Consider the following 26,638-nt stretch of genomic DNA (forward strand, 5'->3'; position numbering starts at 1 on the left):
CGGGCTTCCCAAAGCACTAGCCACTGCCCGATTGCCGGAGGTCAGGCGATGATGGTCCCCGGATTCTCGATCAGTCGGGTGAGCGTCTGCAGGAACTGCGCGGCCAGTGCCCCGTCGATGATTCGGTGGTCTGCCGAGAGCGTAAAGCGCATGCGGTAGCGGGGAACGATCTCATCGCCAACCACGACCGGCTCGCGCGTGGTGCCCCCAACCGCGAGAATCGCCCCTTCGGGCGGGTTGATGATCGCGGTGAAGTGTTCGACCCCGAACATGCCCAGGTTGCTGATCGTGAACGTGCCGCCGGACATCTGCTCGCTCGTGAGCTTCTTCGCATTGGCGAGGGCCACCAGGGTTCTGCTCTCCAAGCCGAGTTGGCTGACGGATTTCTGGTCGGCGTTCTCGATCACAGGAACGACGAGGCCGTTCTCAGAGGCGACAGCAACGCCGACGTTGATCCGGTGGTGCAGGAGCATGGTCGTGCTTGCGTCGTCCACATAGGACACGTTGACGAGCGGATTCTCGCGAAGCGCGAGCGCGCTCGCCCGGATGAGCAGGTCGTTGATGCTCACCTTCGTCCGCCCGGCCGCCGTGAGTTGCTCGTTGAGCTCGGTGCGCAGCCCCACGAGCGCTTCGGCGTCCGCGACCGCGGTGACGTAGAAGTGCGGGATGCTGCGGGCACTCTCGCCCAGTCGCCGCGCAATGACCCGGCGCGTATTGCTGATCGAAACCGCCTCGGATCCGCGCTTCTCGTCTCCCTGTTGGGTGGCTCGATTCGCGGGGCTTGCCACCGCGCTCGGCGGCGGAACGGCCGCGGGAGCTTCCGCGGCCGACGGACCTGTTTCGGCGGAATGCGGGAGCACCTCGTCCAGGTCGGCACGGATGATTCGTCCGCCGGGGCCCGTGCCACGAATCCCGCCCAGGTCGAGGTGATTCTCCCGGGCGAGTTTGCGAACGAACGGTGACGCGAACAGCCGATCGCCGCTGGGGACCTCGAGATCTGCCTCGGACCCTCGGCCGGGCGCTTCGGGAGTGGCAGCGGCCGCCTCGGCCGGCTCCGCGACGGAATCCACGGCGAGGGCGAGTGGCGCGGCGATTGGCGTGGTCGAGTCGCCCGGCTTGCCATCGTCCAGCAAGGCAATCGGGGTGCCGATCGGTACGAGTTCGCCCTCTGGCACGAGGATCTTCGAGAGAGTGCCCGCCTCGTAGGCCTCCAACTCCATGTTGGCCTTGTCGGTCTCGATCTCGACGAGCACGTCGCCGATGTCGACACGGTCCCCCGGCTTCTTGAGCCAGGTCGTGATCGCGCCTTCCTCCATCGTGTCGGACAGACGCGGCATGGTGATTTCGATCATGAATCTTCGCCCCTCGTTTAACGGCGGCGGTGGCCGACGGCGTCGAGGGTCTGGCGGATGGCGCCGATGACGTCATCCGCCGACGGCAGCGCAGCGGTCTCCAGTGGTTTCGAATATGGCAGCGGCACTTCGGCCATCGCCACGCGTCGTACAGGTGCATCCAGGTAATCGAATGCGCCGTCGGAAATGGTCGCGGCTATTTCGGCGCCGATTCCATAGGTCAGCCAATCGTCCTCGAGGACAACGGCCGCGTGCGTCTTCTTCACGGACTCGATCAGCGTCCCGCGGTCCAGCGGCCTCAGGCTTCGCAGGTCGATGACCTCGATGTCGAGGCCGTCGGAGGCCGCGAGCTGTTCCGCGACCTGCGACGCGACGTGGGCCATCCGGGAGTAGCCGATGAGCGTGATGTCGCGGCCTTCGCGCGTGACCGCGGCCTTTCCGATCTCGGCGGGGGTATCGTCATCCGGGACTTCGCCCTTGGTGTTGTAGAGGGACAGGTTCTCCAGGAACAGCACGGGGTCGTCGTCTCTGATCGCCGCGAGCAGGAGCGCCTTGGCATCCGCCGGGGTGCTCGGGGCGACGACCTTCATCCCCGGGACGAACGCGTAGTACAGCTCGATGTTCTGCGAATGTGTCGCACCGAGTTGCTGGCCGCCTCCGCCCGGAGTCCGGATGACCAGGGGAACTTTGGCCTGGCCGCCGAACATTCCATAGATCTTGGCCGCGTGATTGACGATCTGGTCGAGCGCCAGCAGGGAGAAGTTGATCGTCATGATCTCGACCACAGGGCGCAGTCCGAGCATCGCCGCGCCGATGGCCGCGCCGGTGAACCCTTCCTCGGCGATCGGGGTGTCCCGTACGCGTTTCTCGCCGAACTCCGCGAGAAGACCGGCCGTGATCTTGTACGAGCCGTCGAATACCCCGATCTCTTCGCCCATCAGGAAGACGTTCTGATCCCGCAGCATCTCGGCTCTCAGCGTGTCGTGCAGCGCCTGCCGGTAGGTCATGATGCTCATCGCGCCGCTCCCTGCTCTGGAATCGGTGCCGGCTCGAAGAGCGGCTGGCCGGGCAATCGACGGGAGTCGTTGGGCACCGGCGTCGCGTAGGTGTAGTCGAAGAGCGTCGATACGTCGGGGAAGGCGCTGGCTTCCGCGAAGGCGGCGGCCTCCGCGACCCGTGCCGTGGCTTGCTCGTCGATCTTCGCGAGGGAGTCGGCGTCGAGCAGGCCTTCGTCGACCAGGCGCGCGCCAAAGGTCTGGACCGGATCGTTCTCCTTGAGCTCGGCGACTTCTTCTGCCGAACGGTATTTGGCCGGATCGACGACGGAGTGTCCGCGCAGTCGCTCGGTCACGACCTCGAGCAGGAACGGTTTGCCGCTGCGCGCCGAGTCGATCGCCCGCCCCGCCGCCTCGGCGACCGCGACCGGATCGAGTCCGTCGACGCGCTCGGACGCCATCCGATACGCGGATCCGCGCTTGTAGAGCTCCGGTTCCGCCGATGACTTCTCCACGGTCGTGCCCATCCCCAGCCCGTTGTTGATGATGACGTACACGATGGGCAGGTTCCAGAGTGCCGCGATGTTCAGCGATTCGTGGAACGCCCCGATGTTCGTCGTTCCGTCGCCCATCGTGCACAGGACGACCTCGTGTCCGCCGCGGTAATCGATCGCGAGCGCGACCCCCGTCGCGAGCGGAATCTGCCCGCCGACGATGCCGTAGCCGCCGAGCATCCGCTTGTCGATGTCGAACATGTGCATCGAGCCACCCCACCCCTTCGAGACCCCGTCGACCCGGCCGTATAACTCGGCCATCACGCGATTCGGGTCAATGCCGCGGGTGATCGCGTAGCCGTGCTCGCGATAGTTCGTGAACAGGTAGTCGGTTGGCTGCAATGCCGACAGCAGGCCGACGACCGCGGCCTCCTCGCCGAGGTTCAAGTGGCAGTAGCCACCGATGAGTGCTTGCGTGTATCCGCGCGCCGCGCGTTCTTCGAACCGGCGGATGAGCACCATCCGGCGGTAGAAGTCGATCAGCCGCTCGCCGTCTTCGACGGTGCGACCAGCCGCCGTCACTGGCGAGATGCGAGCGGCGGCGTTCTGCTTCTTCCGCGGCGTCCGCGTCTGAGCGGTCATCGGGGAACTCCCTTCGTCGGCCCTTCTGGGGCCGGACGTCGTCCGTATGTGGTTATGAATGACACTAACAAGTATCATTATATCCCTGAGGGTGCGGTGCGCGCATCATTTCTTCATTAGGAGAGGAACGGATGACCGCCCACGATCCGGCCCACCGGGTGCGCAAGCGCGGTCGGCCCACTGCAAGCGAACGGGTTGAGCGCCGCGCGCAGATCCTCGAGGCCGCCCTGCCCATCTTCCTCGAGCACGGCTACGGGAATGTCACCTTCGACCAGCTCGCGACAGCTGCCCGGGTGACCAAACGCACCATCTACAGCTACTTCGATGACAAGGCGGGCGTCTTCACCGCGATGGTCCGCAGCCTCGCCACGACCGTCAGCAGCGACGCTCCGGATCAGGACACGCTCGAATCGCTTTGCACGCGAATTGTCTACCGGTTGAACTCCGCAGACTTGATCGGGCTGCACCGGCTGGTGATCGCCGAGTCCACGCGGTTTCCCGAACTCGCCCAGACGCTCCATGACAACGGCGACGCGAGGCATATCGCGCGACTCGCGGACCATATTCGTGCAGAATTCGGCCAGGTCGCGGTCCCTCGAGCCCAGCCGTTGTTTACGTTGTTGCTTGGCGAGGAGCACCGGAAACGGCTGCTGGGGCTGCTGCCCCCGGTGAGCCTGGCCGAGGCGGAGGACCACGCGCGCCGGGCGCTTGCCCTGCTGGGGTTGCAGTCTTCCAAGACAACAGTTCCGACCCAGGCCGAGTAGCCGAAGCGCGAGGAGCCTTCGTTCATGCTGCGCCGTTGAGGCCGTGTCGAGTTTGCTCGACACTGGGGTGCTCCAGGGTTGCTTTTGTCACAAAGGTCGGGCGCGGAAAGTTATTTGAGCACGCCTGGTATTCGCCGTTGCACGGTTGGAGATACCTGTGAGCACAATCAGGACGGACCTGTCGGACGAAAAGGACTCAGTCTCGACGTTTACGGCGACTCTGATCATCCGCCGGTTCGATCCGGAAATGGATGATGAGCCGCATTGGCAGGATTTTGATGTCGAGATGTATCCGACGGATCGCGTCCTGGATGCGCTGCACAAGATCAAGTGGGAACAAGACGGATCACTGACCTTCCGCCGCTCCTGCGCGCACGGGGTGTGCGGTTCGGATGCGATGCGCATCAACGGCCGCAACCGTCTGGTCTGCAAGACTCTGATCAAAGACCTCGACATCTCCAAGCCGATCTACATCGAAGCGCTGAAAGCCCTGCCGTTGGAGAAGGACCTCATCGTGGACATGGAGCCGTTCTTCGACAGTTATCGTGCAATCCAACCGTTTGTCACACCGGCACCGACTCCTTCCGATGGCAGGGAGTACCTACAGTCACCGCAGCAACGGGAACGTTTCGATGACACCACCAAATGCATCCTCTGTGCGGCCTGCACCGCATCGTGTCCGGTGTTTTGGACGGACGGGCAATATTTTGGTCCTGCTGCGATCGTCAATGCGCATCGGTTTATTTTCGATTCGCGCGACACCGGCGCCCAGGTGCATATGGACATCCTGAATGACAAAGAAGGAGTGTGGCGTTGCCGCACGGTCTTCAATTGCACCGAAGCGTGCCCGCGGGGCATCCAAGTCACCCATGCGATCTCAGAAGTGAAACAAGCGATCATGCGCGGCAAACCGTAACAGGTCAGGGCGCTGCCATCAACGCTGTCCTGCTGCCAGAAGACAGGCTCACACGATCGCGTCGGCGACCGCGGCTCTCAGTGCGGGCACCAAGTCGGTCTCGAACCATGGATTGCGCGCTTGCCAACGAAAGTTAAGCGGCGACGGGTGCACCACGGGAAACACGTCGGGTAAGTACTCGCGGAAGGCCCGAACGGTCTCGGTGAGGTTGCTCCTGGTACTGGCGACCAGATAGTGATCTTGCGCGTACTTGCCGACAAGCAACGTCAAACGAATCCCCGAGAGTTGGCCCAGGATGGGCGGATGCCATCGTGGCGCAAAGTCCCTTCGCGGGGGCAGGTCTCCGCTGGTCCCTTTGCCCGGGTAATAGAAGTCCATGGGGAGGATCGCGAACAGAGAGGGGTCTCGGAACTGATCCTCCGTCACGCCAAGCCACAGCATGAGTTTCGCGCCGCTTGCATCGTCCCAGGGGATTCCGGAGGCTTGCGCCTTCTGTCCGGGAGCCTGACCGATGATCGCGATCCGAGCGGCAGGATCCGCAACAAACAAGGGTCCCTCGCCTCGCTTCGCCCAGGCCGCGTTCGCGGGATCAGCGTCGATGGCCTTCCGGATCGCGTCAATGGTCACGTGTCACCCCGGACTCGACTGGCCGGTCTCAAGGACGATTGCAGCATTCCGCAGACAATAACAGGAGACGAGCAGGGTCCGCTGATGACATAGTCGCCGGCCCTGGTCCCCGTCGTGGTCGCGCCGCGCGACAGGCTTCCGGCGGCGCGGGCGCTCTCGAATCGCTTCACTCCCGTCCGGAGCGCATCCAACAACTCGAAGAAGAGGACCATCGACCCTGTCGGATGTCGCGGCGGTGCCTGAAAGGTGAGACGAAGCTCATCCGGCGTGGGATTCACCGGCGCTCAACATCGTGAATGCGCAACGAGCCACGAGGAGGCAGTGATGAACGAGCACCTGAGAACCGAAATACCCGTGGCAATCGGCGACCGTGCAGTCTCCTCTCCGCAGTCCACCGCGGCACTCCACACCCATGAGGCCGAGGCGAAACAGCACCCTCATCACCACCACGGCTGGTGGTGGAAGACACTCCTCGCCGGACTTGCACTCTGGGTCGTCACGATCGTGGTCACGGTGGTCACCCAGAACACGAACCTCGTTCCGACCCTGATCTTGCTCGGGAGCTTCCTCGTCCCGTTCGCGGTCGTGCTCTTCGTGATCGAACGCGTGACCGGGTCGATCAGCAGTCTCCAGCTGATCCTCGCCTTCTTCTTCGGCGGCATTCTCGGAGTACTCGGCGCTTCCCTCCTTGAGGCCGACCTCACCGCCAACTGGTGGTCTTACGCCCTCGTCGGCCTCATCGAGGAGGCCGTCAAGGGCATTCTCCTCGTCATCATCGGGTGGCGGGTGGTACCGAAAACCGCGAGTCAAGGCGCGTTGCTCGGAGCGACGATCGGAGCCGGGTTCGCGGCCTTCGAATCGGCCGGCTACGCGTTCAACGCTGCCATCACAAACCAGGGCATCGACATCATCTCTCTGGTGCAGACCGAGGTGATTCGTGCGATCCTCGCACCTGTCGATCACGTGCTCTGGACCGCACTCCTCGGTGCCGTGCTCTTCGGCTCGGCCCGCGTGCGCTCGCGCTACCGCTGGTCGTGGTGGATACCGGCCGCACTCCTGACGGCCGCCTTGCTGCACAGTCTCTGGGACGCATCGGGCATGCTCGCAACGTACGCTGCGCTTCTCCTGACCGGGCAGGGAAATACCGTGGTCAGTTCCCCCTATCAAATGAGTGCCGTCCTCAGCTCCATCTCGGCGCTGTCGACGACACTGTACGTCGTCGCCCTCACGGTGTCCTCGACGCTGGGAGTGCTGGCCCTCTGGCTCACGCTGCGGCACTTCCGCAGAACCCAATCGATCATCGAGTCGGAGACCCTCATGGTTCCACGACCGCTCCCTGAAATTCGCTAGCGACGCGCAACGTTCACGGGCGACGCGCGTGCCAGACGAATCAGCCGCTGAGTTTGGTGGAGTGAGTGTCGGCCGCAAGTGCGGCCGCCGACAATACCACATCGTTAGCGGTTTCGGGACCTTGGACCCTGCCTGACTTGAGCGATGGTCGATGAAGCTGGTGCGGGGAACCAAGGGAAGGTTACAGGTGGTCAAGATGTCTAAAGTCGGACGAATGACACGGCGAGGTGGCGGTCTCACCTTCGTGGTCGCGATGACAATCACGGCGCTTGCTGCGTGCTCGAACACGGGCGGCACGACGACGCCAACCAGTACCAGTTCGGGCGGAGCCGTCCCGACGGTCTCCGCTTCGGACTTCACAGCCGATTTCTCGGTCATGGCCAAGCTCAAGTCTCTCGCGTCGCAGGGAAAGGGTCTCATCGGTGTGCTTTTGCCCGACACCACGACGTCGGCGCGCTATGTGACCTTCGATGCACCGTACCTGGCGAAGGCATTCCAGGCCGCGGGACTCAGCTCGTCACAGTTCAAGGTCGACAATGCCCAGGGCAGCGCGAGCACCATGCAAACCCAGGCAGAGGCTGACATCACCGCCGGCGCATCGGTGCTTCTCGTTGATGCCCTCGACTCCGGCTCTGGGGCGGCGATCGAGGCGACTGCGACGGCACGAGGCGTGAAGGTGATCGACTACGACCGGCTCGTCAAGGGCGGCGCGGCGGGTCGCGTGTACGTCAGCTTCGACAACGTGAAGGTCGGCACACTGATCGGCAACGGCGAAGTGAGTTGCATCGCCGACTGGAAGGTCAGCAAGCCCAACATCCTGATCATGGATGGCGACCCGACGGACAACAACGCGAAACTGTTCGCGCAGGGCTATAACGCGGTGCTGAAGCCCCACTTCGACAGTGGAGAGTATGTGAATGTCGGCGAACCGGCCGGCACCTGGACGCCTTCGGTGGCGCAAACCACCTTCGCCCAGCAGCTCACCGCGCATCCGAACATCAACGCGGTCGTCACGCCGAACGATGACAATGCCAACGCGGTGATTGCCTATCTGCAGAGCAAGCAGATCCCGGCGAAGACCTTCCCGACGACAGGTCAGGATGCGTCGCTGTCCGGCCTGCAGAACATCCTGAAGGGCTACCAGTGCGGGACGGTGTATAAGCCGATCTACTTCGAGGCTCAGGCCGCTGCCGCAGTGGCGATCTACCTGCGGGCTGGCAAGACGGTGCCTGCCGCTCTGGTCAACGGCAAGACGCACGACGATACGGCGGGGACCGATGTCGACTCGAGCCTCCTGACGCCGCTGTGGGTCACCACAAAGAACATGGCGGCGACAGTCGTCAAGGATGGTGCCGTGACGGTTGCCAACCTGTGCGTCACGCAGGTGAAGGACGCGTGCACGGCAGCTGGAATCGGCTAGGCCTCACCTGGTGTCCCGGACCGTGCCTGACAGGGCACGGTCCGGGATTCGGTCGTCTCAACGTCCCTAAGGAAGAATCGTGAACCCGGCCCCTCAACCAGCGCAGAGTGATTCCGCAGAGCCCGGAAGCTCGAGCCCGGTGCTGTTGCGTCTGTTCGACATCGACAAGAACTTCGGGCCGGTGCAGTCGCTCGTCGATGTCACCCTCGAGGTGCCAGCAGGGCAGGTCACGGCCCTCGCTGGAGACAACGGCGCGGGAAAGTCGGTGCTCATCAAGTGCATCGCGGGAATCTACACGCCGGATGACGGACAGCTGTACTGGGAGGGCGAACCCGTACGGTTGCACTCCCCCCACGAGGCCGCCGCCCTCGGCATCGAAACCGTCTATCAGGACCTTGCCCTGTGCGACAACCTCGATATCGTGCAGAACATGTTTCTCGGCCGGGAACGCTCGCGGCGGTTCATCCTCGACGAAGAGAGCATGGAGATCGCGGCCCGCGAGACACTGCGCAGCCTGGCGGTGACGAGCGTGCGTTCGATCCGGCAGCCCGTCGCGTCGCTCTCCGGCGGGCAGCGCCAATCCGTGGCCATCGCCAAGTCGGTGCTGTGGAACTCGAGACTCGTGATCATGGATGAGCCGACCGCCGCCCTCGGCGTCGCGCAGACCGAGGTGGTGCTCAACCTGATCCGCCAACTCGTCGAGCGGGGGGTGGCCGTGATCGTCATCTCGCACAACATGAACGACGTGTTCCAAGTCGCCGACCGCATCGCTGTTCTCAGGCTCGGCCGGCTCGTCGAAGTGCGCCCGGCCGCCGAACTCGACCGGCAGATCGTAGTGGACCTGATGACCACCGGTGTCTCCGACCGGGTCAGGCCGGAACCTAGTGAATCGGAGCACAGACAGCCCCAGGTTCGTGCCGCCGGACCCCTTCCGCCCGCCATGGTCGAAGCCGGCGAGGAGCCGATCACCGAGGCTGCAGCGAGCAAGGCTGCCCTCGCCATGAACCCCGCGATCGTCGCCACCTCCCTTCGCGAATATCTACGCGCCGCACTGGCCCGAATTCGGGGCGGCGAAAGCGGCGTGCTGCCGGTGATCGGTGGCCTCATCCTGATCTCGGTGCTGTTCGAGTCGTTGAATCAGTACTTCCTGACCCCCGGCAACCTGGTCAACCTGCTGGTGCAGGGCTCGGTGTTCATGCTGCTCGCCATGGGCGAGGTGTTCGTGTTGCTGCTCGGCGAAATCGATCTCTCGATTGGCTACGTGGGGGGCATCGGCGGCGTGGTGATGGCCGAGTTCGTGCAGCAGTCGACCGGGTGGCCGTGGTGGGCGGCCATCGCCATCGCGCTGGCCAGCTGCGCCGTCATCGGAGTACTTCAGGGCACGATCATCACCCGCATCGGGCTGCCGTCCTTCGTCGTCACACTGGGCGGGCAGCTCGGCTGGCTCGGCGTGATGCTGATCATCCTCGGCAACGGCGGTGTGGTTCCGATCAACGACCCCGTGATCAACAACATCGCGAGCGGCAACCTCAGCCCCCTCGCGAGCTGGATCGTCATGGTGGTGATCGCCGGCGCGTTCAGCGCCATGACGTGGCTGCGGGACTCCCGACGTCGTCGGAGCGGGTTGGTGGCCCCTCCGGCGAGCCTGAGCGCCGTGAAGATCGCCGGGGTGTTCGCGGCGGGTATCGGCGTGGTGTTGCTCTGCAACGCGAACCGCGGCTCGTTGATTGAGATCAGCGGCGTTCCTTGGGTGCTGCTGATTGTTCTCGGCGTGCTCGCCGCGTGGACCGTTCTGCTCGGCCGCACGAAGTTCGGCCGCTACGTCTACGCGATCGGCGGAAACGCCGAAGCCGCGCGCCGGGGTGGTGTGAGCCTCTCGCGGATCCGCACGCTCGCCTTCATGCTCGCGTCATTCACCGCGGGTATCGGCGGTATCGTCTACGCCTCTCGGCTGCGTTCCGTTTCCACATCTTTCGACGGCGGGACTCTTGTGCTGTATGCGATCGCGGCCGCCGTGATCGGCGGCACCAGTCTGTTCGGTGGTCGCGGGAAGGCGCTGCATGCCGTGCTCGGCGGACTCGTGATCGCGGCGATCGACAACGGCATGGGCCTGCAGGGGTACAGCGCGCCGGCGAAATACGTGGTTACCGCGCTGGTACTCGTCGCCGCTGTCACGATCGACGCAGTGGCGCACCGAGGACGAGCCCGAACCTGACCAGCCCGGTCGCCGTCTAAAGCGGTAGATGGTGGGGGCTCGGCGCGTCGCGGCCGGCATTACTGTGAGCATGTGGACTCTTCGCGGACGAGGCGGTTTCGGGCCTGGATGCTCCTGGGCCTTGTCGATCAGAGCGGTGAGCACGTGGGGCCGTATGCGAAAACGGTCGAGAAGACGCATTCGTGGTGGCGGGTGATGTGTTTGACCGGGATGGACTACTTCTCCACCCTCGGGTACCAGCCGGCGATCGCGGCGCTGGCTGCCGGCCTGCTGTCCCCCATTGCCACGGTCGTGTTGGTCGTGCTGACCCTCGCCGGGGTCCTTCCCGTGTATCGCCGGGTCGCCGAGGAGAGTTCCCACGGATCAGGTTCCATCCACATGCTCGAACGGTTGCTGCCATGGTGGAGCGGCAAACTGTTCGTGTTGGTGCTGCTCGGGTTCGCGGCCACCGATTTCATCATCACCATCACCCTGTCGGCCGCGGATGCCGCGGCGCACGCGGTCGAGAACCCCTTGGTCCCCGCGTGGCTGCACGGGAACGAGCTTCTCGTCACACTCCTGCTTGTCGCGTTGCTGGGGGTGGTGTTCCTGCGGGGCTTCAAGGAAGCCATCGGGATCGCCGTGATCCTCGTTGGCACCTACCTGGGGATGAACCTCGTCGTGGTCATCGTCGCGGTCGCCCGTATCGCCGGGCACGTGGCGGTCATCACCGATTGGTGGGGTGCGCTCACCGCCCAACACGGCAATCCTCTGATCATGGTCGGTATCGCGCTTCTCGTCTTCCCCAAGCTTGCCCTGGGCCTCTCGGGGTTCGAGACAGGCGTCGCCGTGATGCCGCAAGTCACCGGCCGCCCGGAGGACACCGAGGAGAACCCGGCGGGTCGCATCCACGGGACAAAGCGACTGCTGACGACCGCGGCAGTCATCATGAGCTGCTTCCTCATCGCCACCAGCACGGTGACCACCCTGCTCATCCCCCAGAAAGCGTTTCAGGCGGGAGGGCCCGCCAACGGTCGCGCACTCGCCTATCTCGCCCACGAATACCTCGGGCCCGCCTTCGGCACCGTGTATGACATCAGTACGATCTGCATCCTTTGGTTTGCCGGCGCTTCGGCGATGGCGGGCCTGTTGAACCTGGTCCCGCGGTACCTCCCCCGCTACGGCATGGCGCCCCAGTGGACCAGGGCGGTCCGTCCGCTCGTGCTCGTCTTCACGGGAATCGCGTTTCTCATCACGATCGTCTTCGACGCCAGCGTCGACGCGCAAGGCGGCGCGTACGCCACGGGCGTGCTGGTTCTGATGACGTCCGCCGCCATCGCCGTTACACTTTCGGCCCGTCGCAAGCGGCAAATCTGGCACGCCATCGGGTTCGCAGTGATCTCACTCATCCTCCTCTACACGACGGTAGTGAACGTGATCGAACGACCAGACGGAGTTCGCATCGCCGGGTTGTTCATCCTCGGCATCCTGATCGTGTCGATCATCTCCCGTGTGCGCCGCTCGTTCCAACTTCGCGCAACCTCCGTCGTCCTTGACGAGAACGCACTCGATTTCGTCAGTCAGGATGCCGAAGAACACGCCGCCATCCGGATCATCTCCCACGAGCCGGACGGCGATACCGACGACGAATACCAGAAGAAGAGCCGCTCTATGCGGGTCTACGACCACATCCCCGAACGCTCCCCCATCATCTTTCTGGAGGTGCATCCGGCAGACTCCTCCGACTTCGAAGAGGACCTGGTCGTGCACGGGGTCGCCAGACACGGATACCGTGTGCTCGAAGTCGTCAGCGCGAACGTGCCGAATACCATTGCGGCGGTGCTTCTGGAAATCCGGGATCAAACCGGAATTGTGCCCGAAATCTATTTCCAGTGGACGGAAGGCAACCCTCTCTCGAACATGTTCCGATTCCTGATCGTCGGCGTCGGCGAAGTCGGGCCCGTGACGCGCGAAGTGCTCCGCACCACCGAGCGCAATCCCAAACGCCGCCCCGCAGTGCACGTGAGCTGAGCAACTCGAGTTCGGCAGCTCATCCGAGGGGCGTTGCATCCCTCCACATCGTGAAGATCGTGGGCCCGTCGCCGGGTAATTCGAACGAACCAATCACGTCGAATCCGTATCGTGCGTACAACGCGACGTTCGCCGGGTTGCTGGCCTCCAGATAGGCCGGCATCCCGAGTTCGTCGATCCGGCGCAGGTTCGCCGCCAGGAGGGCGAGGCCGTGTCCTCTCCCCCGGTGCTCCACTCTGGTGCCCAAGAGACTCAGGAAGAAGTGCGGCACATCTCGGGGGTGGGCCCGCTCGAACAACCCCAGTGCCTCGAGCACGGGAGCCGCATCCGCGCCCAGCATCTCGACGATGCTCGGCTCCAGTGTCGCCTCCTGTTCGTGCGACAGGTCTGTTCCGTCCGGCGGGATCCACACCGACGCTGCGGTGTCGCCCTGGCCGAGCCACACCCACGGGTAGCGCAAGGCGCCGTCCACGAACAACCCCCACAGCCGGGCGTGCTGCTCGGACCTCAGGGCCGGATTCGGAAACGCCCAGCTCCACGTCGGGTCGTCGTAGAACGCGCTGACAAGGATCGCGACGACAACATCCCGGTCCTGCGGGGTCGCGACACGGGGACCGGCGACTTCTGCGGGCATGCACTGACTCCAACCCTGGGTGCCATTTCGGCCAGCGTACAGCTCCGCGGTCAGGGGAGCCGGTTTCCGGCCGAGTCGAGAACGTCGTCTTTCCGACAGCGGGTTGGCGGAAAACCGGCGTTCCCGCCCCACTGCTCCGGTCCTATCGTCGATTCTGGGCACGGCAGGAGCCCCACCTCCCGGCTGGGAAGTGATCGGTCAAGACAGGAGATACAGTGTCATGAGCCTCATCGACGAGGCGCTGAGCGCCAATGCGACCATCGCCAACGACTACGATTCCGGCCTCGGAGGGCCGCCCGCGCCTCGAATCGCGATCGTCACCTGTGCGGATCCCCGGCTCTCCGGCATCGTGCGGATGCTGGGGCTGAGCGATGCCGACGTGGACATGATCAGGAACGTCGGTTCCGTGATCGATGACGACTCGGTGCGGTCCCTCGTCATCTCCACACGGGTGCTGGGCACCCGGGAAATCATGATCATCAACCACAACGACTGCGGGATGCTCCGGTTCACCGACGGTGAGCTGGAGGATCGGCTTCGCCGCGAGACGGGGATGTCACCGATTGCCCCGGCCAGGTTCTACAGCTTCACCGACACCGAGCAGAACACGCGGGAGCAGGTGCAGAAGGTTCGGTCACATCCCTGGATCTCCCCCGACGTTCCGGTCAGGGGATTCGTCTACGACCTGGACACCGGCCGGCTGAGCGAGGTGGTGCCGCAGGAAGCGACGCTCGCCGGCCACTCGCGTTAGCGGAGAGGCCCTGATGCCGAGCCAGGCGATGCGGCGTCTGATGGAGGAATTGACGCGGCGGCAGAGCGCCGCCGCCGACGTGGCTCAGCCGACGCTGGCGGAGGCTCGCACCGCCTTCGCCCCGGCCGGACCCGTTCACCCGATGCCCGACGACGTGCTGGTTCGCGAGGTGACGGCCGGCGGTGTGAGGTCGCACTGGCTCGATGCCCCGGGGGTGGACAGCGAGAAGGTTCTTCTCTTTCTGCACGGCGGCGGCTATCAACTCGGGTCCCTGCTCAGCGACGGCGAGCTGGCCGCCAGGCTCGGCCGGGCCGGCGGGATGCGGGTGCTGTTCCCCGAGTATCGGCTGGCCCCCGAGCATCCGTTTCCTGCAGCCATCGACGACGTGCGGGGGGTGTGGCGGTGGCTGCGAACCGACCAGCAACTGGACGCGCACTCGCTGGCCGTCGCCGGCGATTCGGCGGGAGGCGGTCTCGCCGTCGCCCTGCTCGTGGCCACGCGGGATGCCGGTGAGGCACTGCCCGCGGCCGCCGTCTTAATGTCCCCGACGGTGGATCTCACCAGCTCGGGCGCGTCCATGATCGAGCGGGTGGACCAGGATCCGATCTCCACACCGGCCCTGCTGCGCCAGTTGGCCTCCGACTACCTGGCCGGCGCCGACCCCAGGACGCCCCTGGCGTCGCCGCTGTTCGCCTCACTGTCCGGTCTCCCGCCGCTACTCGTGCAGGTGGGAACGGCCGACCTCCTCCTCAGCGATTCGGAACGTCTCGCCCAGGCCGCGACCAAGGCGGGGGTCGAGGTGCGGCTGGAGGTCGGCGATGGACTCCCCCACGTCTACCAGTTGATGCTCGGAACCCCCGAGGCGGCCGAGGCGACCGAGCGGATCGGGACGTTCCTCAGGGAACGGGTGCACTGACTCCCCCGGCAGGTGCCGCGAACGAGACCCGCCGGTGCCCTCACGGTGATGCGACGGGCGCCCATCGAGTTCTCAGCGGGGTCTCGACGAATCGCCAGGACAGGTACGCGACGCCGATGAGCACCGCGAACCAGGCGATGCCCCACCAACTGTGGATGGGGCTGTGGTGCACGATGGACGCGAGAACGAAGATGGTGAGCAGGTTCCAGAGGTAGATGCCATAGGACAGCTTTCCGACCAGGACGACCGGGGGCCAGGAGAGGATGGCCCCCACGCGGCCCGCCGGAGACGTGGCCATCCAGAGAACGAGCGCCGCGGAGGCAAGGGCCGCCTGGCCGAACGCCCCCTTGTCGATGTGGACCATGGCGTCGCCGGAATACGGCCAGACGAGGGCGACGAGAGCGAGCAGACCGAGGGGCCCGGCGATGCGACCGGCGAGACGCAAGGCCCGACTTCGCGGCCAACGGAGGAGCACGAGGGCCAGGAGTGCGCCCAGGAGGAGGGCGTCGGCGTTGGTGTCTGGGGCGAAGTAGAAGCGATTGTGGCTCATCCCGTCTGAGATCAGGAACGCCCGCAGGGCCCAGCAGCCCACCACTCCCGCGACGAGGACTGTCACGGCCGCCGCGAAGCGGTGCCACCTGGCCAACAGGATCAAGGACATCGGCCAGACGAGGTAGAAGAGTTCCTCGACTCCGAGCGACCAGGACCATTGGAAGTAATGGCCAACGCTGCCGTTGCCGAAGAATGGCTGGATGAGATCCGTGGTGAAGGTGAGGCTGCCGAGGATGCCGCCCCAATACGACGCGATCGGCTCCCTCGTGACGACCAGCCAGAGGCAGGTCGCGGCAACCACGACGATGAGTGCGGGCGCGAGGCGTGCGAACCGGCGACCGTAGAAGCGGGCAAGCCGGATGCCGCCGCTCCTGTCGTGCTCCTTCAGCAGAAGACCCGTGATCAGATAGCCGCTGATCACGAAGAACAGTGTCACCCCGTGGTAGCCGTCGAGACCGGGAATCCCGGCGTGCTGAGCGACAACGGCAAGGATCGCTACGGCCCGCAGGCCGTCCAGGGCCGGGTTGTATGCGTGCCCGACCGGCTCATTCGCGGCTTCGACCCGGGGAGGAGACATTCGCCGACGTTAGCCGAGGCACCTGAGGCGCACCTCCGTGCCGAGCAGGTTCTACGAGGAACCGCTCCAGGCCGCCGGAACGATGGTCCAGATGATTTCCGTGACGCCATCCGTGACGTTGTCCCAGGAGTGCGGCTCGCGGCCGGCGAGTGTCATGGTGTCCCCCGTCGCGAGCTCGACGATTCCGGTGACCAGTCGCACGTGCAGCGAGCCGCTGAGCACGTGCACGATCTCGACGTCGCAATTGATCGTGTAGAGCTCGAGACCACCGGTCGCGCCCGGCTCGAGCCGGGAGCGGAGCACCTGCACCCGAGACTCCGCGCGCGGTGTCAACAGCCGCTCGATCGCGTTGCTGCCTCCCATGTTGATGAGGGGCGCATCGGCGAGGGCGATCACCTCGTTCTCCGGCGCCTCGAACAGCGTGCCGAGGGGCAGCGAGAGCACCTGGCAGAGGGTCACGAGGGACGTGACACTCGGCGAGGTCTCGTCGCGTTCCACCCGGCTGATGAATCCCGTGCTGAGACCGGTCGCCGTTGCGATGTCGGCGATGGTCAGCGACTGCGCCAGCCGGGTGGACCGGAGCTTAGCCCCGATCGCCAGGGGGGTTCCCGAAGGAGTCGGGTGTACGGCTCGCATGCTTCCCTCTTTGTCGGTGCGACCAGGTGTGTTCTGACGGCGCGATGCCGCCCTGCCAGTATCCGGCACGAGTGCTCGACAGGCGCGCAGGACGGTGCCCGCGCTGGCGGATTCCTAACTGCTCGGCGCGGGCGCTGGTCGCGGAGTCATGGCGGACAGGATCTCGTAAGCGACGTGCGAGGCGGCGACGGCGGTGACCTGGGCGTGGTCGTAGGCCGGAGCGACCTCCACCACATCCGCGCCCACGATGGTGACGGCGGCGAGTGCGCGGATGATGGCGAGCAGCTCCCGGCTGGTCAGGCCGCCGGCCTCCGGTGTGCCGGTGCCCGGGGCGTGGGACGGGTCCAGCACATCGATGTCGACGGAGACGTAGACCGGACGATCGCCGAGTCGCGCGAGCATCCGTTCGATCACGCGGGCGAGCCCATCCGTTTCGAACTCGTGAGCGGCGATCACCGCGAACCCGAGACGGGCGTCGTCCTTCAGGTCCTGGCGGCTGTAGAGCGGGCCGCGGATGCCGATGTGCAGGCTCGCGTCGAGATTGATGAGCCCCTCCTCCGACGCGCGTCGGAACGGGGTGCCGTGGGTGACTGGGGCACCGAAGTAGGTGTCCCAAGTGTCGAGGTGAGCGTCGAAGTGCAGCACGGCGACCGGCCCGGTGCGCCTGGTGACGGCACGGAGCAGCGGCAACGCGATCGTGTGGTCGCCGCCGATCGTGAGGAGTCGGGTGCCGTCCGCCCCGAGCGCGGTCGCGGCGGTCTCGATCTGCTGCACGGCCTCATCGATGCTGAACGGGTTGGCGGCGATGTCCCCGGCGTCCACGATCTGCTGTGCGTTGAACGGTTCGACATCCTGGACCGGGTTGTATGGGCGCAGCAGCCGGGACGCCTCGCGCACGTGGGCCGGACCGAACCGGGCGCCCGGCCGGTAGCTGACTCCGCTGTCGAACGGCACGCCGACGACGGCGATGTCGGCCTTCGGCACGTCCTCGATGCGGGGAAGCCGGGCGAAGGTGGCGATGCCCGCGTACCGCGGGGAGATGCTCGCGTCGGATGGACCGATGAAGGGTGAGGTCATGGGGATGCTTTCGGTCTGGAGGTCTGGAGGTCTGGTCGGGCGGACGTCAGGGGATCAGCTGCAACGCCACGGCGCGCACCGGTGCACCGTCGGCCGCCTCGAAGGCGAGCGGGAGGAGGGAGATGAACGGGTCCGCGAACCGGATGGATTCGAGGTTGGTCAGGTTCTCGCTGATGACCCCCGCCGCGTCGGCGACGAGGTGATGCACGGGGAATCCCTCGCCCGGGTGATCACCATCCGGGGTCTCGTCAATGTTGAGCGCATCGATGCCGAACGTGCGGATGCCGCGCGAGATCAGCTGGGCGCACGCCCCGGCGTCCAGGAACGGGTTCTCGAAGTACCGGGGTGTTCCGTAATGAGCGCTCCACCCGGTGTGCAGCAGCACGATGGCGCCCGGAACGAGCGACTTCTCGACGGATTCGAAGTAGTCCCAGGTGATGCGCCCCCGCTGGCCGGCCGCTCGCGCATCGACGACGACACCGGTGCCGACGAATCGCTCGAGGGGCAGTTCGTCGAGTTTCGGGGCGGAGTCGTCGAAGTGGAAGGGCGCGTCGACGTGCGTGCCAGTCTGGGATCCCATGCTCACGGACATCAGATTGAATCCATCCCGCGAGATGGTGCTGTGGCGCTCGAATCGCGGTGTCGGGTCCCCGGTGTAGGTCTGGGTGTCCCCGTTGACCACAACCGAGAGGTCCACGATGGCTTGTATCCTCATAGTCAACAACTATTGCATGCAGGTCACTATTTGCACTAGTGTCTTGCAAATCCGAAGTGGGTGAGCCACGTCCGACCGAGAGCGAATCAATGTCACACAACAGAGCCGTTGCTGATGAACCCGTGACCGTCAACGCACGACCGAAGATCACCGAAATCGAGGCCCACGGGGTCGACACCATTCCGGACGCCGACCGAACCTCGAACTGGCTGGATCTGCTGCGCATCCAATTCGGCGGAGCAAACACCTTCGCCACCGTGCTGCTTGGGACCTTTCCGATCGTGCTCGGGCTCTCGTTCTGGCAAGCGGTGCTCGCCACCATCTCGGGAGTACTGATCGGCACGATCTTCCTCATGCCGATGGGCCTGTTCGGTCCGAAGACCGGAACCAACAACGCCGTCTCGTCCGCCGCCTTCTTCGGGGTGCGCGGCCGCATCGTCGGATCCTTCCTCTCGCTCCTCACCGCCATTGCGTTCTACTCGATCTCCGTCTGGGTCAGCGGTGACGCGCTGGTGGGAGCACTCACCAGGCTCGGCGGCATCCCAGACTCCCTCGGCCTGCGCACTCTCGTCTACGGCGTGATCGGCGTGATCGTCATCGTCGTCGTGGTCTTCGGCTTCCAGTTCATGCTCCTCGTGAACAAGACAGCGGTGATCGCCAACACGATCCTGATCCTGCTCGCCATCGTCGCCTTCAGCGGCACTTTTGACGCCTCGTACGATCCAGGACCGAAGGGCTTCGCGCTCGGAGGGTTCTGGGCCACGTTCGTCGCCGCCGCCCTCATCGTCGCCTCGAACCCGATCTCCTTCGGGGCCTTCCTCGGCGACTGGGCCCGGTACATCCCGCGCAACACGCCGCCGCGCAAGCTCCTCGCCGCGACCCTGTTCGGGCAGCTGCTCACCCTCATCCCGTTCCTCTTCGGCGTGGCGACCGCCACGATCGTCGCAGGCAAGAGCGACTACGTGGTGGCGCTGATCCAGGCCTCACCGATCTGGTACGCGGTGCTGCTCATGGTCGTCGCCTTCATCGGCGGCCTCTCCACCGGCACCACCTCGCTCTACGGCACCGGCCTCGACTTCTCCTCGGTGTTCCCCAAGTTCAGCCGGGTGCAGGCCACCATCGGCATCGGTGTCGTGGCGTTCCTGTTCATTCTCACCGGGCGTATCTTCTTCGACCTGCTCGGCGCCGTGAACGCCTTCGTCGGCGCCATCATCGTGACGACGACACCGTGGATGGTGATCATGGCGATCGGCTACATCGTGCGTCGCGGAAGCTTCCGTCCGCGCGACCTGCAGGTGTTCAACCGCGGTGAGATCGGCGGAACCTACTGGTTCCGCAACGGTGTCAACTGGCGTGGGATGGTCGCGTGGCTCGGTGCCGCCGCCCTCGGCCTGCTCTTCGCGAACTACCCACCGATCATCATCGGACCGTTCATCAACGTCGGCGGCGGCATCGACCTGAGCCTCGCGGTGGCCGTGGTTGCCGGCGCAGTGCTGTACCTCGGCGCCCTCTGGTTGTTCCCCGAGCCTCGCTACGTCTTCGGCGACGAGGGGCCGCGCGGAGTGCCTAGCCGACCGGGCGAACCCCGGCCGATCGAGACCGACCACTCCTCCACCGCCGCCCGGGTCGCGGCCCGTCGAGCCGGCGCCACCTCATGACCGGGCTCGGCGCAGCGACCGAGGCGAGTGCCCTCGCCGCCGCGGCCCGCATCATCGACGACTTCGGCAATCACCGCCGAGACGCCTACTTCGCTGGCTTCTCTCCGGATGCCACATTCCTGTTTCACAACGTCGATCACCGGCTCGAGTCCCGCGCCGCCTACGAACGGCTCTGGGCAGAGTGGGAAGACCAGGGTTTCCGGGTTCACCGTTGCCTCTCGCAGAACCGTCGCGTACAGCTCTTTGGTGACATGGCGGTCTTCAGCCACGACGTCGAGACCGAGGCCGAGCTCGGGGGCGTCACCGCAGTCACGCACGAGCGCGAAACGATCGTGCTCGTGCAGACCGCCGGCCTCTGGCTCGGCGTGCACGAACACCTGTCGGTGATGGACTGATCTTAACTGATCGCACCGCGATATCGCCGGGTGTCTGCGCCCGTTCACGGCAGACGTTGCGGTCGGCGGCACATAATAATTGTCACCGGCGCTCAGGCCTGTGGGAGTGGCGCCCGACATCTCCGTCCGCGGAATTGACGGCTTGCGCGAAGAGCCGCTGACCGAACCGGCCGGGAGCGTCGCCACTTGTCTCGGGAAGGCGGAACCACGTTGAGTTCGATACTTGCGCTCAACATCGTCGACGGCACGGTGATCATCATCTGCAGTGCCCTGAGCGTGGCCGTTCTGGGCTATCTCCTGGTCCGTCGACCCTCGCGGCGGCAGAACGCGCACCGGGCCGTGCGGCATCCGAGCCGACGGTGGGTGGTGACCGTGCTCGCCGGGGCCGGAGCGGGCGCGGTGCTGGCCGTCGTGACCCTGATCCTGTGCGAAGTGGTCTTCAACGTCTTCGGTCTGCCACTGGACCCCGACACTCGAGCCTGGGTGATTGGCGCATTCGCGGCCGTCGGCGTCGCGGTCGTCAATCTGTGGAACTCGCGGTGGTGGCGCAAGGCGATTGCCGCGGTTGCGATTCTGCTCTTCGCCGCCACCGCCACCCTCGGCATCAACGCCGGCTACGGGCTCAACCTGACGCTCGGCTCACTGCTCAACCTCAACACCGGGCAGGCCCTGGCGGTCCCTCGCCCGGCGAACACCCCGACGTCGAGCCCGTCGACGCCACCTCAGCCGTTGTGGCAGACCTGGAAGCCGCCGGCGGGAATGCCGGCGAGTGGACAACTGGGAACCGTGAAGATCCCCAACACGGCATCCGGCTTCGCGGCACGACCCGCCTATCTGTACCTGCCCCCTGCCGCTCTCGTGCCCAACCCGCCCGCTCTGCCGGTGCTTGTCATGATGATGGGACAGCCGGGCGGCCCCGAAAGCAGCGCACTTTTCGTGCCTACCCTCAACGCGATGGCGGCCGCCAACAAGGGCCTAGGACCGATCGTGCTCACGATCGACCAGATCGGCAGTCCGACGAAGAATCCTTTGTGCATCGATTCCCCGGCGGGCAGAGTGCACACCTACGTGATGACCGACGTCGTCAATTTCATCCGCACGAACCTGCACGTCGCAACCGAGCGGCGGTACTGGGCAGTGGGCGGCTACTCGAACGGCGGTGAGTGCGCCCTGTCCTTCGGGGCGAAACACCCGGACGTCTTCGGATCTATTCTGGACATCTCCGGTGAGATCGGTCCATCACTAGGGTCACCAAGCGCGACGCTCAGGCTCGGTTTCGGCGGCAACAAGGCGGCATACGACGCCGAGCAACCACTCACCATCATGATGGCCACCCACTACACCGACATGCTCGCGATCTTCACGAGCGGCTCGAAGGACACCGTCTACACGCCCCAGGGGGCTGCGGCCGAGGCGGCGGCCAAGGCGGCGGGGATGACTACCGCGCGATTCATCGGACCGGGCGTCGGACACCGGGCGGACGCCATTCTGTTCGGCCTCCCCAAGGGACTTCCCCTTCTCTACCCGCGATGGGATCTCCAGGCGCCGTGAGCACCGATCACGGCCTCCTCGAGGGGCAGGGGCATGCGGCTGCTAAACCGGCTGAGCCTGCTACCGGCTGAGCCGTTCGCGGGTGCGCCGGTCGTCAACCGATGGCGATTGAATGGCAGTCCTGTCCAGCCCTGTTGCGAATTGAGTCGGTGGTTTACCGAATGTGACCCGTGGCGAGCATCGCGACTGCCCGGTGTCTACGGTCGGAGGATGAGTCAGAGTGACAGCAGAAGGGATGCTCCGGTACGTCGTGCAACCATGGTCGTCGGGGCCACGGTGCGCACCCTCGGGGCGTGGCCCTCGGGCTGGCGGCATCCGGACGCGCACCGGGATCCGGCGGGCGATCCGCGCGTGCTCCGTTCCCTGGCGCTGACCGCCGAGTCGGCCGGGCTCCACTTTCTCTACTTCGGTGACTGGCTCGCGACCGGGCCGGAATTCGAACTGACGGATCCGTATCTGCTCGCACGGATCGAGCCGCTGGCGGCCATCAGCTACCTTTCCGCGGTCACGGAACGGATCGGACTGATCGCGACCGTGACGTCGGCACACTCCGAGCCGTATTCGACGGCTCGGGCATCCGCGTCGATCGACCTCCTCAGCGGCGGGCGTGCCGGACTCTCGCTGTCCAGCGGCGCCGAGCCGCGCTCGGCGGCGAACTTCGGCCGGACGAACGTGCATCCGGACGAGGACCGCATCGAGGCCGCCGGCGAATTCATCGAGATTCTTCGCGGTCTCTGGGACAGTTGGGACGACGACGCATTCGTCGCGGATGCCGCCACCGGCCGGCTGATCGACCACGAGGGCGTGCGCCAGCTCGGCTATGTCGGGCGGCACTTCTCCTCCGCGGGCCCGCTGAACGTCGCGCGGCCGCCGCAGGGTCACCCGATCGTCTCGGTGGTCGGCAGTGCGCCCGGCGCCCGTGCCCTCGCCGCGCGTCAGGCCGACATCTCCTTCCTCGCGCCGAACTCCCTGGCCGAGGCGATCGACGTCTATCGGGCCACCAAGGAGCAGGCGCGGTATCTCGGGCGCGACCCCGCCCACTTCCTCCTGATTACACCGATTCTGCCCATCGTGGCCGAGACGCGGGAGGAGGCCTGGAAGATCTACGACGACCTGGTGGGCCTGGTACCGGTCGAGACGGCCGCGGGCGTGGACGCGGGAGTTGCCCTCCCCGCGAATCGCACGATCCGCCGCCTCGCCGGCGTGCTCGGAGTGTCCCTCAACGGGGTGATCATCGACGAGGCCGTGCCTGCCACAATCGCGGCGAGGTTCAGCCCGCTCGGCGCCGAACTCGTCGCGCTCGTCAACTCGCGCTCCGGTCGCACCATCGGAGGGTATCGCCCGGTGACCTACCGGCACCTCCTCGTGGCGCACGCCGTCGCCGCGCCCGTGCTGGTCGGATCGGGCATCGACGTCGCGGACTACCTGGAATCCTGGTTCCTCGCCTCGGCAACCGACGGATTCACGGTCCTCTCCGCCTACCTCGGCGGCCAATTCGAGGCCTTCACCGCGCTCGTCATCCCCGAACTCAAACGCCGCGGCGTCTTCCCCGAGAACTATGCTGGGGCGACGCTCAGGGAAAATCTCGGCCTTCCTCGCCCCGCCAACACCCTGAGGTCGGCCGCGTTCGGGAGTGAGCGCTCGCCGTTACTCCGCAAACGCTAGGTTTCGCCCACCACGAAAGGCCGCGATGTCCGCCGACTCCCCCATCACCGCCACCGCGCGCGCGGCACGGCAGGCCTGACGAGTGCCATACCCCGCGGATGTCGTGGTCGTCGGCGGCGGCGCCATGGGCTCCGCCACCGCCCGAGAGCTTGCCCGCCGCGGCCGGCAGGTCACGCTCCTCGAGCGCTTTTCGCCGGGTCACCTGAACGGAGCCTCGCACGGGGCATCCCGCAACTTCAACGTCTCCTATGCCGACCCCACGTATGTCGCCATGCTCGCCGAGGCCCTGCCCGCCTGGCGAGAGCTGGAGACGGAGACCGGCGACGACCTGCTCGATCTCGTCGGAATCGTCAACCACGGCGCGAATCCGGCATTCGCCGAGGTGAAGCGGGCGCTCGACGGCGCTGGCATCCCCGCGGAGTTCCTGCCGCCCGGGGAGGCCGGGCGACGCTGGCCGGGAATTCGATTCGACCGCGAGGTGCTGTTCACCCCGCAGGCGGGTCGGCTGCACGCCGAGCGCTCGGTCGCCGCCCTGCAGCGGTCAGCGGTCGATCACAGCGCCGAGGTGCTGCACGGCCGCCGGGTGCTGGAGCTCACGGTGCTGGGTGACGACGAGGTCCGTCTCCGCGTGGAGGACACCGTCAGCGGTGCGGTCGAAACCATCACCGCGCGCCGGGTCGTCGTCACCGTCGGCGCCTGGACCACGAAGCTGCTTACCGGCATCCTTCCCCTCCCCCGGCTCGTGGTCACCCAGGAGCAACCTGCACACTTCCGCGTACTGGACGACACCCTCGACTGGCCCGGCTTCAACCACTCACCCGATCCCGAGGACGCCGACTACGCCTTCTGGCCGTCGCCGATCTACGGCATGTTCACACCAGGACAGGGGGTGAAGGCCGGCTGGCACGGGGTCGGCCCGCAAACCGACCCGGATTCCCGCACCTTCTCGCCCGAGCCGGTGCAGCTCGCCGCCCTGCAGCGCTACGCGCAGGAGTGGCTCCCGGGCGTTGATCCGCACGATCTCGTGCCCATCAGCTGCACCTACACGACGAGCCTCGACTCGAACTTCGTGCTGGATGCCGTCGGCCCCGTCGTCGTCGGAGCGGGCTTCTCCGGTCACGGGTTCAAGTTCACGCCGACAGTCGGCCGGATCCTCGCCGACCTTGCCGATGGTGTCTCCTCGGCACCCAGACCCTTCGCCCTCGACGCGCGGCGCTGACTCACCGATCTGGGTCGTTTGCGCCGCAGCGCCCGACGGGTAGTCGCGACCGCTGGGCTTTTCAGTTAATGCTTGCTAACCTGTGCATTACAGTTAACGCTTCCTAACTGAAGTCTCACGAGAAACACATCCATGAGAGGTCAACGATGACCGAAGGCCTGACGACGGGGAATCTCCCCGACGAGTACCAGCAACTTATCGACAGCGTCGCGGACTTCGCGAGGACCGTGGTCGCGCCCGTCGCAGCGCAGCACGACGAGGAGCACAGCTTCCCCTACGAGGTTGTCGCCGGAATGGCCGAGATGGGCCTCTTCGGGCTGCCATTCCCGGAGGAGTTCGGCGGAATGGACGGCGACTACTTTGCGCTGTGCCTCGCGCTCGAGGAACTCGCCAAGATCGACCAGAGCGTGGCGATCACCCTCGAGGCAGGCGTGTCGCTCGGCGCGATGCCCATCTTCCGATTCGGCAACGCCGAGCAGAAGGAAGAGTGGCTGCCGCAGCTCACCAGTGGCGAGGCCCTCGCGGCCTTCGGCCTCACCGAGCCCGACGCGGGGAGCGATGCCGGCGGCACGCGGACCCGCGCGGAGCTGGCGGGCGGCGATTGGGTGATCAACGGCAACAAGCAGTTCATCACCAACTCGGGAACCACGATTTCGAAACTCGTGACCGTGACCGCCGTCACGGGGGTGGACGCCCGAGGCAAGAAGGAAATCTCCACGCTCCTCGTGCCGACGTCGACCCCGGGATTCACGGCCGAGCCGGCATACAACAAGCTGGGCTGGAATGCGTCCGACACCCATCCCCTCAGCTTCGTCGACGCGAGAGTGCCGGAGGCGAACCTGCTCGGTGAACGCGGCCGCGGCTATGCCAACTTCCTGCAGATTCTCGACGAGGGACGAATCGCGATCGCCGCGCTGAGCGTCGGGGCCGCGCAGGGTTGCGTCGATGAGAGCGTCAGGTATGCCAAGGAGCGCGAAGCGTTCGGTCGTCCCATCGGGGCCAACCAGGGCATCGCCTTCAAGATCGCGAGGATGGAGGCGCGCGCGCACGTCGCCAGAACGGCTTACTACGACGCGGCCGCGCTCATGCTCGCCGGAAAACCCTTCAAGAAGCAGGCGTCGATCGCGAAGCTCGTCGGCTCGGAGGCCGCGATGGACAACGCGCGGGATGCCACCCAGATCCACGGCGGCTACGGCTTCATGAACGACTACCTCGTGGCCCGACACTACCGGGACAGCAAGATCCTCGAGATCGGCGAGGGCACCACGGAGGTGCAGCTCATGCTCATCGCCCGGGACCTCGGGTTGTAAAGCACGACCAGTCGGGCCCCGCTCGGCCGGTCGGCCTCGCGAGCGCAATGGGCCGAGGCGCGCCCCGCGTCCCGAACGGGCACGCGGTTCCGGGCGCGCAATGGGAGCCGCTGAGAAAAAGCTGTGCGGCAGCGGGTCGATTCTCGTGCGCTCGCCTCGGGGACGGATAATTCAACGCTGAATCTCCGTGGCCGAAC

General features: G+C 65.8%; 23 protein-coding genes. 14 read left to right on the plus strand and 9 right to left on the minus strand.

Features of this window, described 5'->3' with window-relative positions; genetic code table 11:
• Positions 1-41 precede the first annotated feature (41 nt).
• From FVP33_RS02775 to pdhA, 3 genes are read right to left on the minus strand one after another with little or no spacing between them, the layout of a single operon-like run.
• Positions 42-1,352 (minus strand): dihydrolipoamide acetyltransferase family protein, encoded by a 1,311-nt coding sequence (locus FVP33_RS02775; RefSeq protein ID WP_147782118.1) that lies wholly within the window; start codon positions 1,350-1,352, stop codon positions 42-44.
• A 17-nt stretch (positions 1,353-1,369) separates the two neighbouring features.
• Complete coding sequence (locus FVP33_RS02780) at positions 1,370-2,368, minus strand: alpha-ketoacid dehydrogenase subunit beta (RefSeq protein ID WP_147782119.1); 999 nt, start codon at positions 2,366-2,368, stop codon at positions 1,370-1,372.
• Positions 2,365-3,483 carry a pyruvate dehydrogenase (acetyl-transferring) E1 component subunit alpha gene (gene pdhA, locus FVP33_RS02785; protein WP_147782120.1) on the minus strand — a complete coding sequence of 373 codons (1,119 nt, stop codon included), beginning with the start codon at positions 3,481-3,483 and terminating at the stop codon, positions 2,365-2,367. The genes FVP33_RS02780 and pdhA overlap by 4 nt, the downstream gene beginning before the upstream one ends.
• A 131-nt stretch (positions 3,484-3,614) precedes the next feature.
• On the opposite strand from pdhA, the gene FVP33_RS02790 reads away from it, so the two are divergent.
• Together FVP33_RS02790 and FVP33_RS02795 are read left to right on the plus strand one after the other, a co-directional pair.
• Positions 3,615-4,247, plus strand: coding sequence for a TetR/AcrR family transcriptional regulator (locus FVP33_RS02790; protein ID WP_147782121.1), 633 nt, complete (start codon positions 3,615-3,617; stop codon positions 4,245-4,247).
• 157 nt (positions 4,248-4,404) lie between these two features.
• Complete coding sequence (locus tag FVP33_RS02795) at positions 4,405-5,163, plus strand: succinate dehydrogenase iron-sulfur subunit (RefSeq protein ID WP_222706603.1); 759 nt, start codon at positions 4,405-4,407, stop codon at positions 5,161-5,163.
• Between the two features lie 48 nt (positions 5,164-5,211).
• On the opposite strand, the gene FVP33_RS02800 is transcribed toward FVP33_RS02795, so the two are convergent.
• A complete protein-coding gene (locus FVP33_RS02800) occupies positions 5,212-5,790 on the minus strand; it encodes a uracil-DNA glycosylase family protein (RefSeq protein ID WP_147782122.1) in 579 nt (192 codons plus the stop codon).
• 324 nt (positions 5,791-6,114) lie between these two features.
• Between FVP33_RS02800 and FVP33_RS02805 the strand changes: the two genes are divergently transcribed.
• The 4 genes from FVP33_RS02805 (at position 6,115) to FVP33_RS02820 (ending at position 12,785) form a co-directional block, all read left to right on the plus strand.
• Entirely contained in the window at positions 6,115-7,140 is a 1,026-nt protein-coding gene (locus FVP33_RS02805) for a PrsW family intramembrane metalloprotease (protein ID WP_147782123.1), read from the plus strand.
• 151 nt (positions 7,141-7,291) lie between these two features.
• A complete protein-coding gene (locus tag FVP33_RS02810) occupies positions 7,292-8,560 on the plus strand; it encodes a sugar ABC transporter substrate-binding protein (RefSeq protein WP_147782124.1) in 1,269 nt (422 codons plus the stop codon).
• 79 nt (positions 8,561-8,639) lie between these two features.
• The gene (locus tag FVP33_RS19395) at positions 8,640-10,775 is read left to right on the plus strand and encodes an ABC transporter permease subunit (protein ID WP_187270553.1); all 2,136 of its coding nucleotides are present in this window, start codon (positions 8,640-8,642) and stop codon (positions 10,773-10,775) included.
• Positions 10,776-10,883: 108 nt separating this feature from the next.
• A complete protein-coding gene (locus FVP33_RS02820) occupies positions 10,884-12,785 on the plus strand; it encodes an APC family permease (protein WP_147782441.1) in 1,902 nt (633 codons plus the stop codon).
• Positions 12,786-12,804: 19 nt separating this feature from the next.
• Here FVP33_RS02820 and FVP33_RS02825 read toward each other — a convergent pair whose 3' ends face one another.
• On the minus strand, positions 12,805-13,419 hold the full coding sequence (locus tag FVP33_RS02825; protein WP_147782125.1) for a GNAT family N-acetyltransferase: 615 nt from the start codon (positions 13,417-13,419) through the stop codon (positions 12,805-12,807).
• 220 nt (positions 13,420-13,639) lie between these two features.
• Between FVP33_RS02825 and FVP33_RS02830 the strand changes: the two genes are divergently transcribed.
• Together FVP33_RS02830 and FVP33_RS02835 are read left to right on the plus strand one after the other, a co-directional pair.
• Positions 13,640-14,170, plus strand: coding sequence for a beta-class carbonic anhydrase (locus FVP33_RS02830; RefSeq protein ID WP_147782126.1), 531 nt, complete (start codon positions 13,640-13,642; stop codon positions 14,168-14,170).
• Positions 14,171-14,183: 13 nt separating this feature from the next.
• The gene (locus FVP33_RS02835; RefSeq protein WP_222706604.1) at positions 14,184-15,086 is read left to right on the plus strand and encodes an alpha/beta hydrolase; all 903 of its coding nucleotides are present in this window, start codon (positions 14,184-14,186) and stop codon (positions 15,084-15,086) included.
• A 40-nt stretch (positions 15,087-15,126) separates the two neighbouring features.
• Here FVP33_RS02835 and FVP33_RS02840 read toward each other — a convergent pair whose 3' ends face one another.
• The 4 genes from FVP33_RS02840 to FVP33_RS02855 all read right to left on the minus strand — a co-directional run bounded on the left by FVP33_RS02840 (position 15,127) and on the right by FVP33_RS02855 (position 18,643).
• Entirely contained in the window at positions 15,127-16,215 is a 1,089-nt protein-coding gene (locus tag FVP33_RS02840; RefSeq protein WP_147782127.1) for an acyltransferase family protein, read from the minus strand.
• 51 nt (positions 16,216-16,266) lie between these two features.
• The gene (locus tag FVP33_RS02845) at positions 16,267-16,851 is read right to left on the minus strand and encodes a helix-turn-helix domain-containing protein (protein ID WP_147782128.1); all 585 of its coding nucleotides are present in this window, start codon (positions 16,849-16,851) and stop codon (positions 16,267-16,269) included.
• A gap of 114 nt (positions 16,852-16,965) precedes the next feature.
• Positions 16,966-17,928, minus strand: coding sequence for an agmatinase (gene speB / locus FVP33_RS02850; protein ID WP_147782129.1), 963 nt, complete (start codon positions 17,926-17,928; stop codon positions 16,966-16,968).
• Between the two features lie 46 nt (positions 17,929-17,974).
• Positions 17,975-18,643 (minus strand): cyclase family protein, encoded by a 669-nt coding sequence (locus FVP33_RS02855; RefSeq protein WP_147782130.1) that lies wholly within the window; start codon positions 18,641-18,643, stop codon positions 17,975-17,977.
• Positions 18,644-18,765: 122 nt separating this feature from the next.
• On the opposite strand from FVP33_RS02855, the gene FVP33_RS02860 reads away from it, so the two are divergent.
• The 6 genes from FVP33_RS02860 (at position 18,766) to FVP33_RS02885 (ending at position 26,441) form a co-directional block, all read left to right on the plus strand.
• Positions 18,766-20,301, plus strand: coding sequence for a purine-cytosine permease family protein (locus FVP33_RS02860; RefSeq protein WP_222706605.1), 1,536 nt, complete (start codon positions 18,766-18,768; stop codon positions 20,299-20,301).
• Positions 20,298-20,696, plus strand: coding sequence for a nuclear transport factor 2 family protein (locus FVP33_RS02865; protein ID WP_147782132.1), 399 nt, complete (start codon positions 20,298-20,300; stop codon positions 20,694-20,696). Before FVP33_RS02860 ends, FVP33_RS02865 begins: the two co-directional genes overlap by 4 nt.
• Before the next feature lie 210 nt (positions 20,697-20,906).
• Entirely contained in the window at positions 20,907-22,247 is a 1,341-nt protein-coding gene (locus FVP33_RS02870; RefSeq protein WP_147782133.1) for an alpha/beta hydrolase, read from the plus strand.
• Positions 22,248-22,457: 210 nt separating this feature from the next.
• A complete protein-coding gene (locus FVP33_RS02875) occupies positions 22,458-23,912 on the plus strand; it encodes an NtaA/DmoA family FMN-dependent monooxygenase (RefSeq protein WP_246142146.1) in 1,455 nt (484 codons plus the stop codon).
• 82 nt (positions 23,913-23,994) lie between these two features.
• The gene (locus tag FVP33_RS02880; RefSeq protein WP_281289358.1) at positions 23,995-25,131 is read left to right on the plus strand and encodes an FAD-dependent oxidoreductase; all 1,137 of its coding nucleotides are present in this window, start codon (positions 23,995-23,997) and stop codon (positions 25,129-25,131) included.
• A gap of 146 nt (positions 25,132-25,277) precedes the next feature.
• On the plus strand, positions 25,278-26,441 hold the full coding sequence (locus FVP33_RS02885; protein ID WP_147782134.1) for an acyl-CoA dehydrogenase family protein: 1,164 nt from the start codon (positions 25,278-25,280) through the stop codon (positions 26,439-26,441).
• Positions 26,442-26,638 lie beyond the last annotated feature (197 nt).

Source organism: Lacisediminihabitans profunda, assembly GCF_008040105.1.
In the GTDB taxonomy this organism is placed as follows: domain Bacteria; phylum Actinomycetota; class Actinomycetes; order Actinomycetales; family Microbacteriaceae; genus Lacisediminihabitans; species Lacisediminihabitans profunda.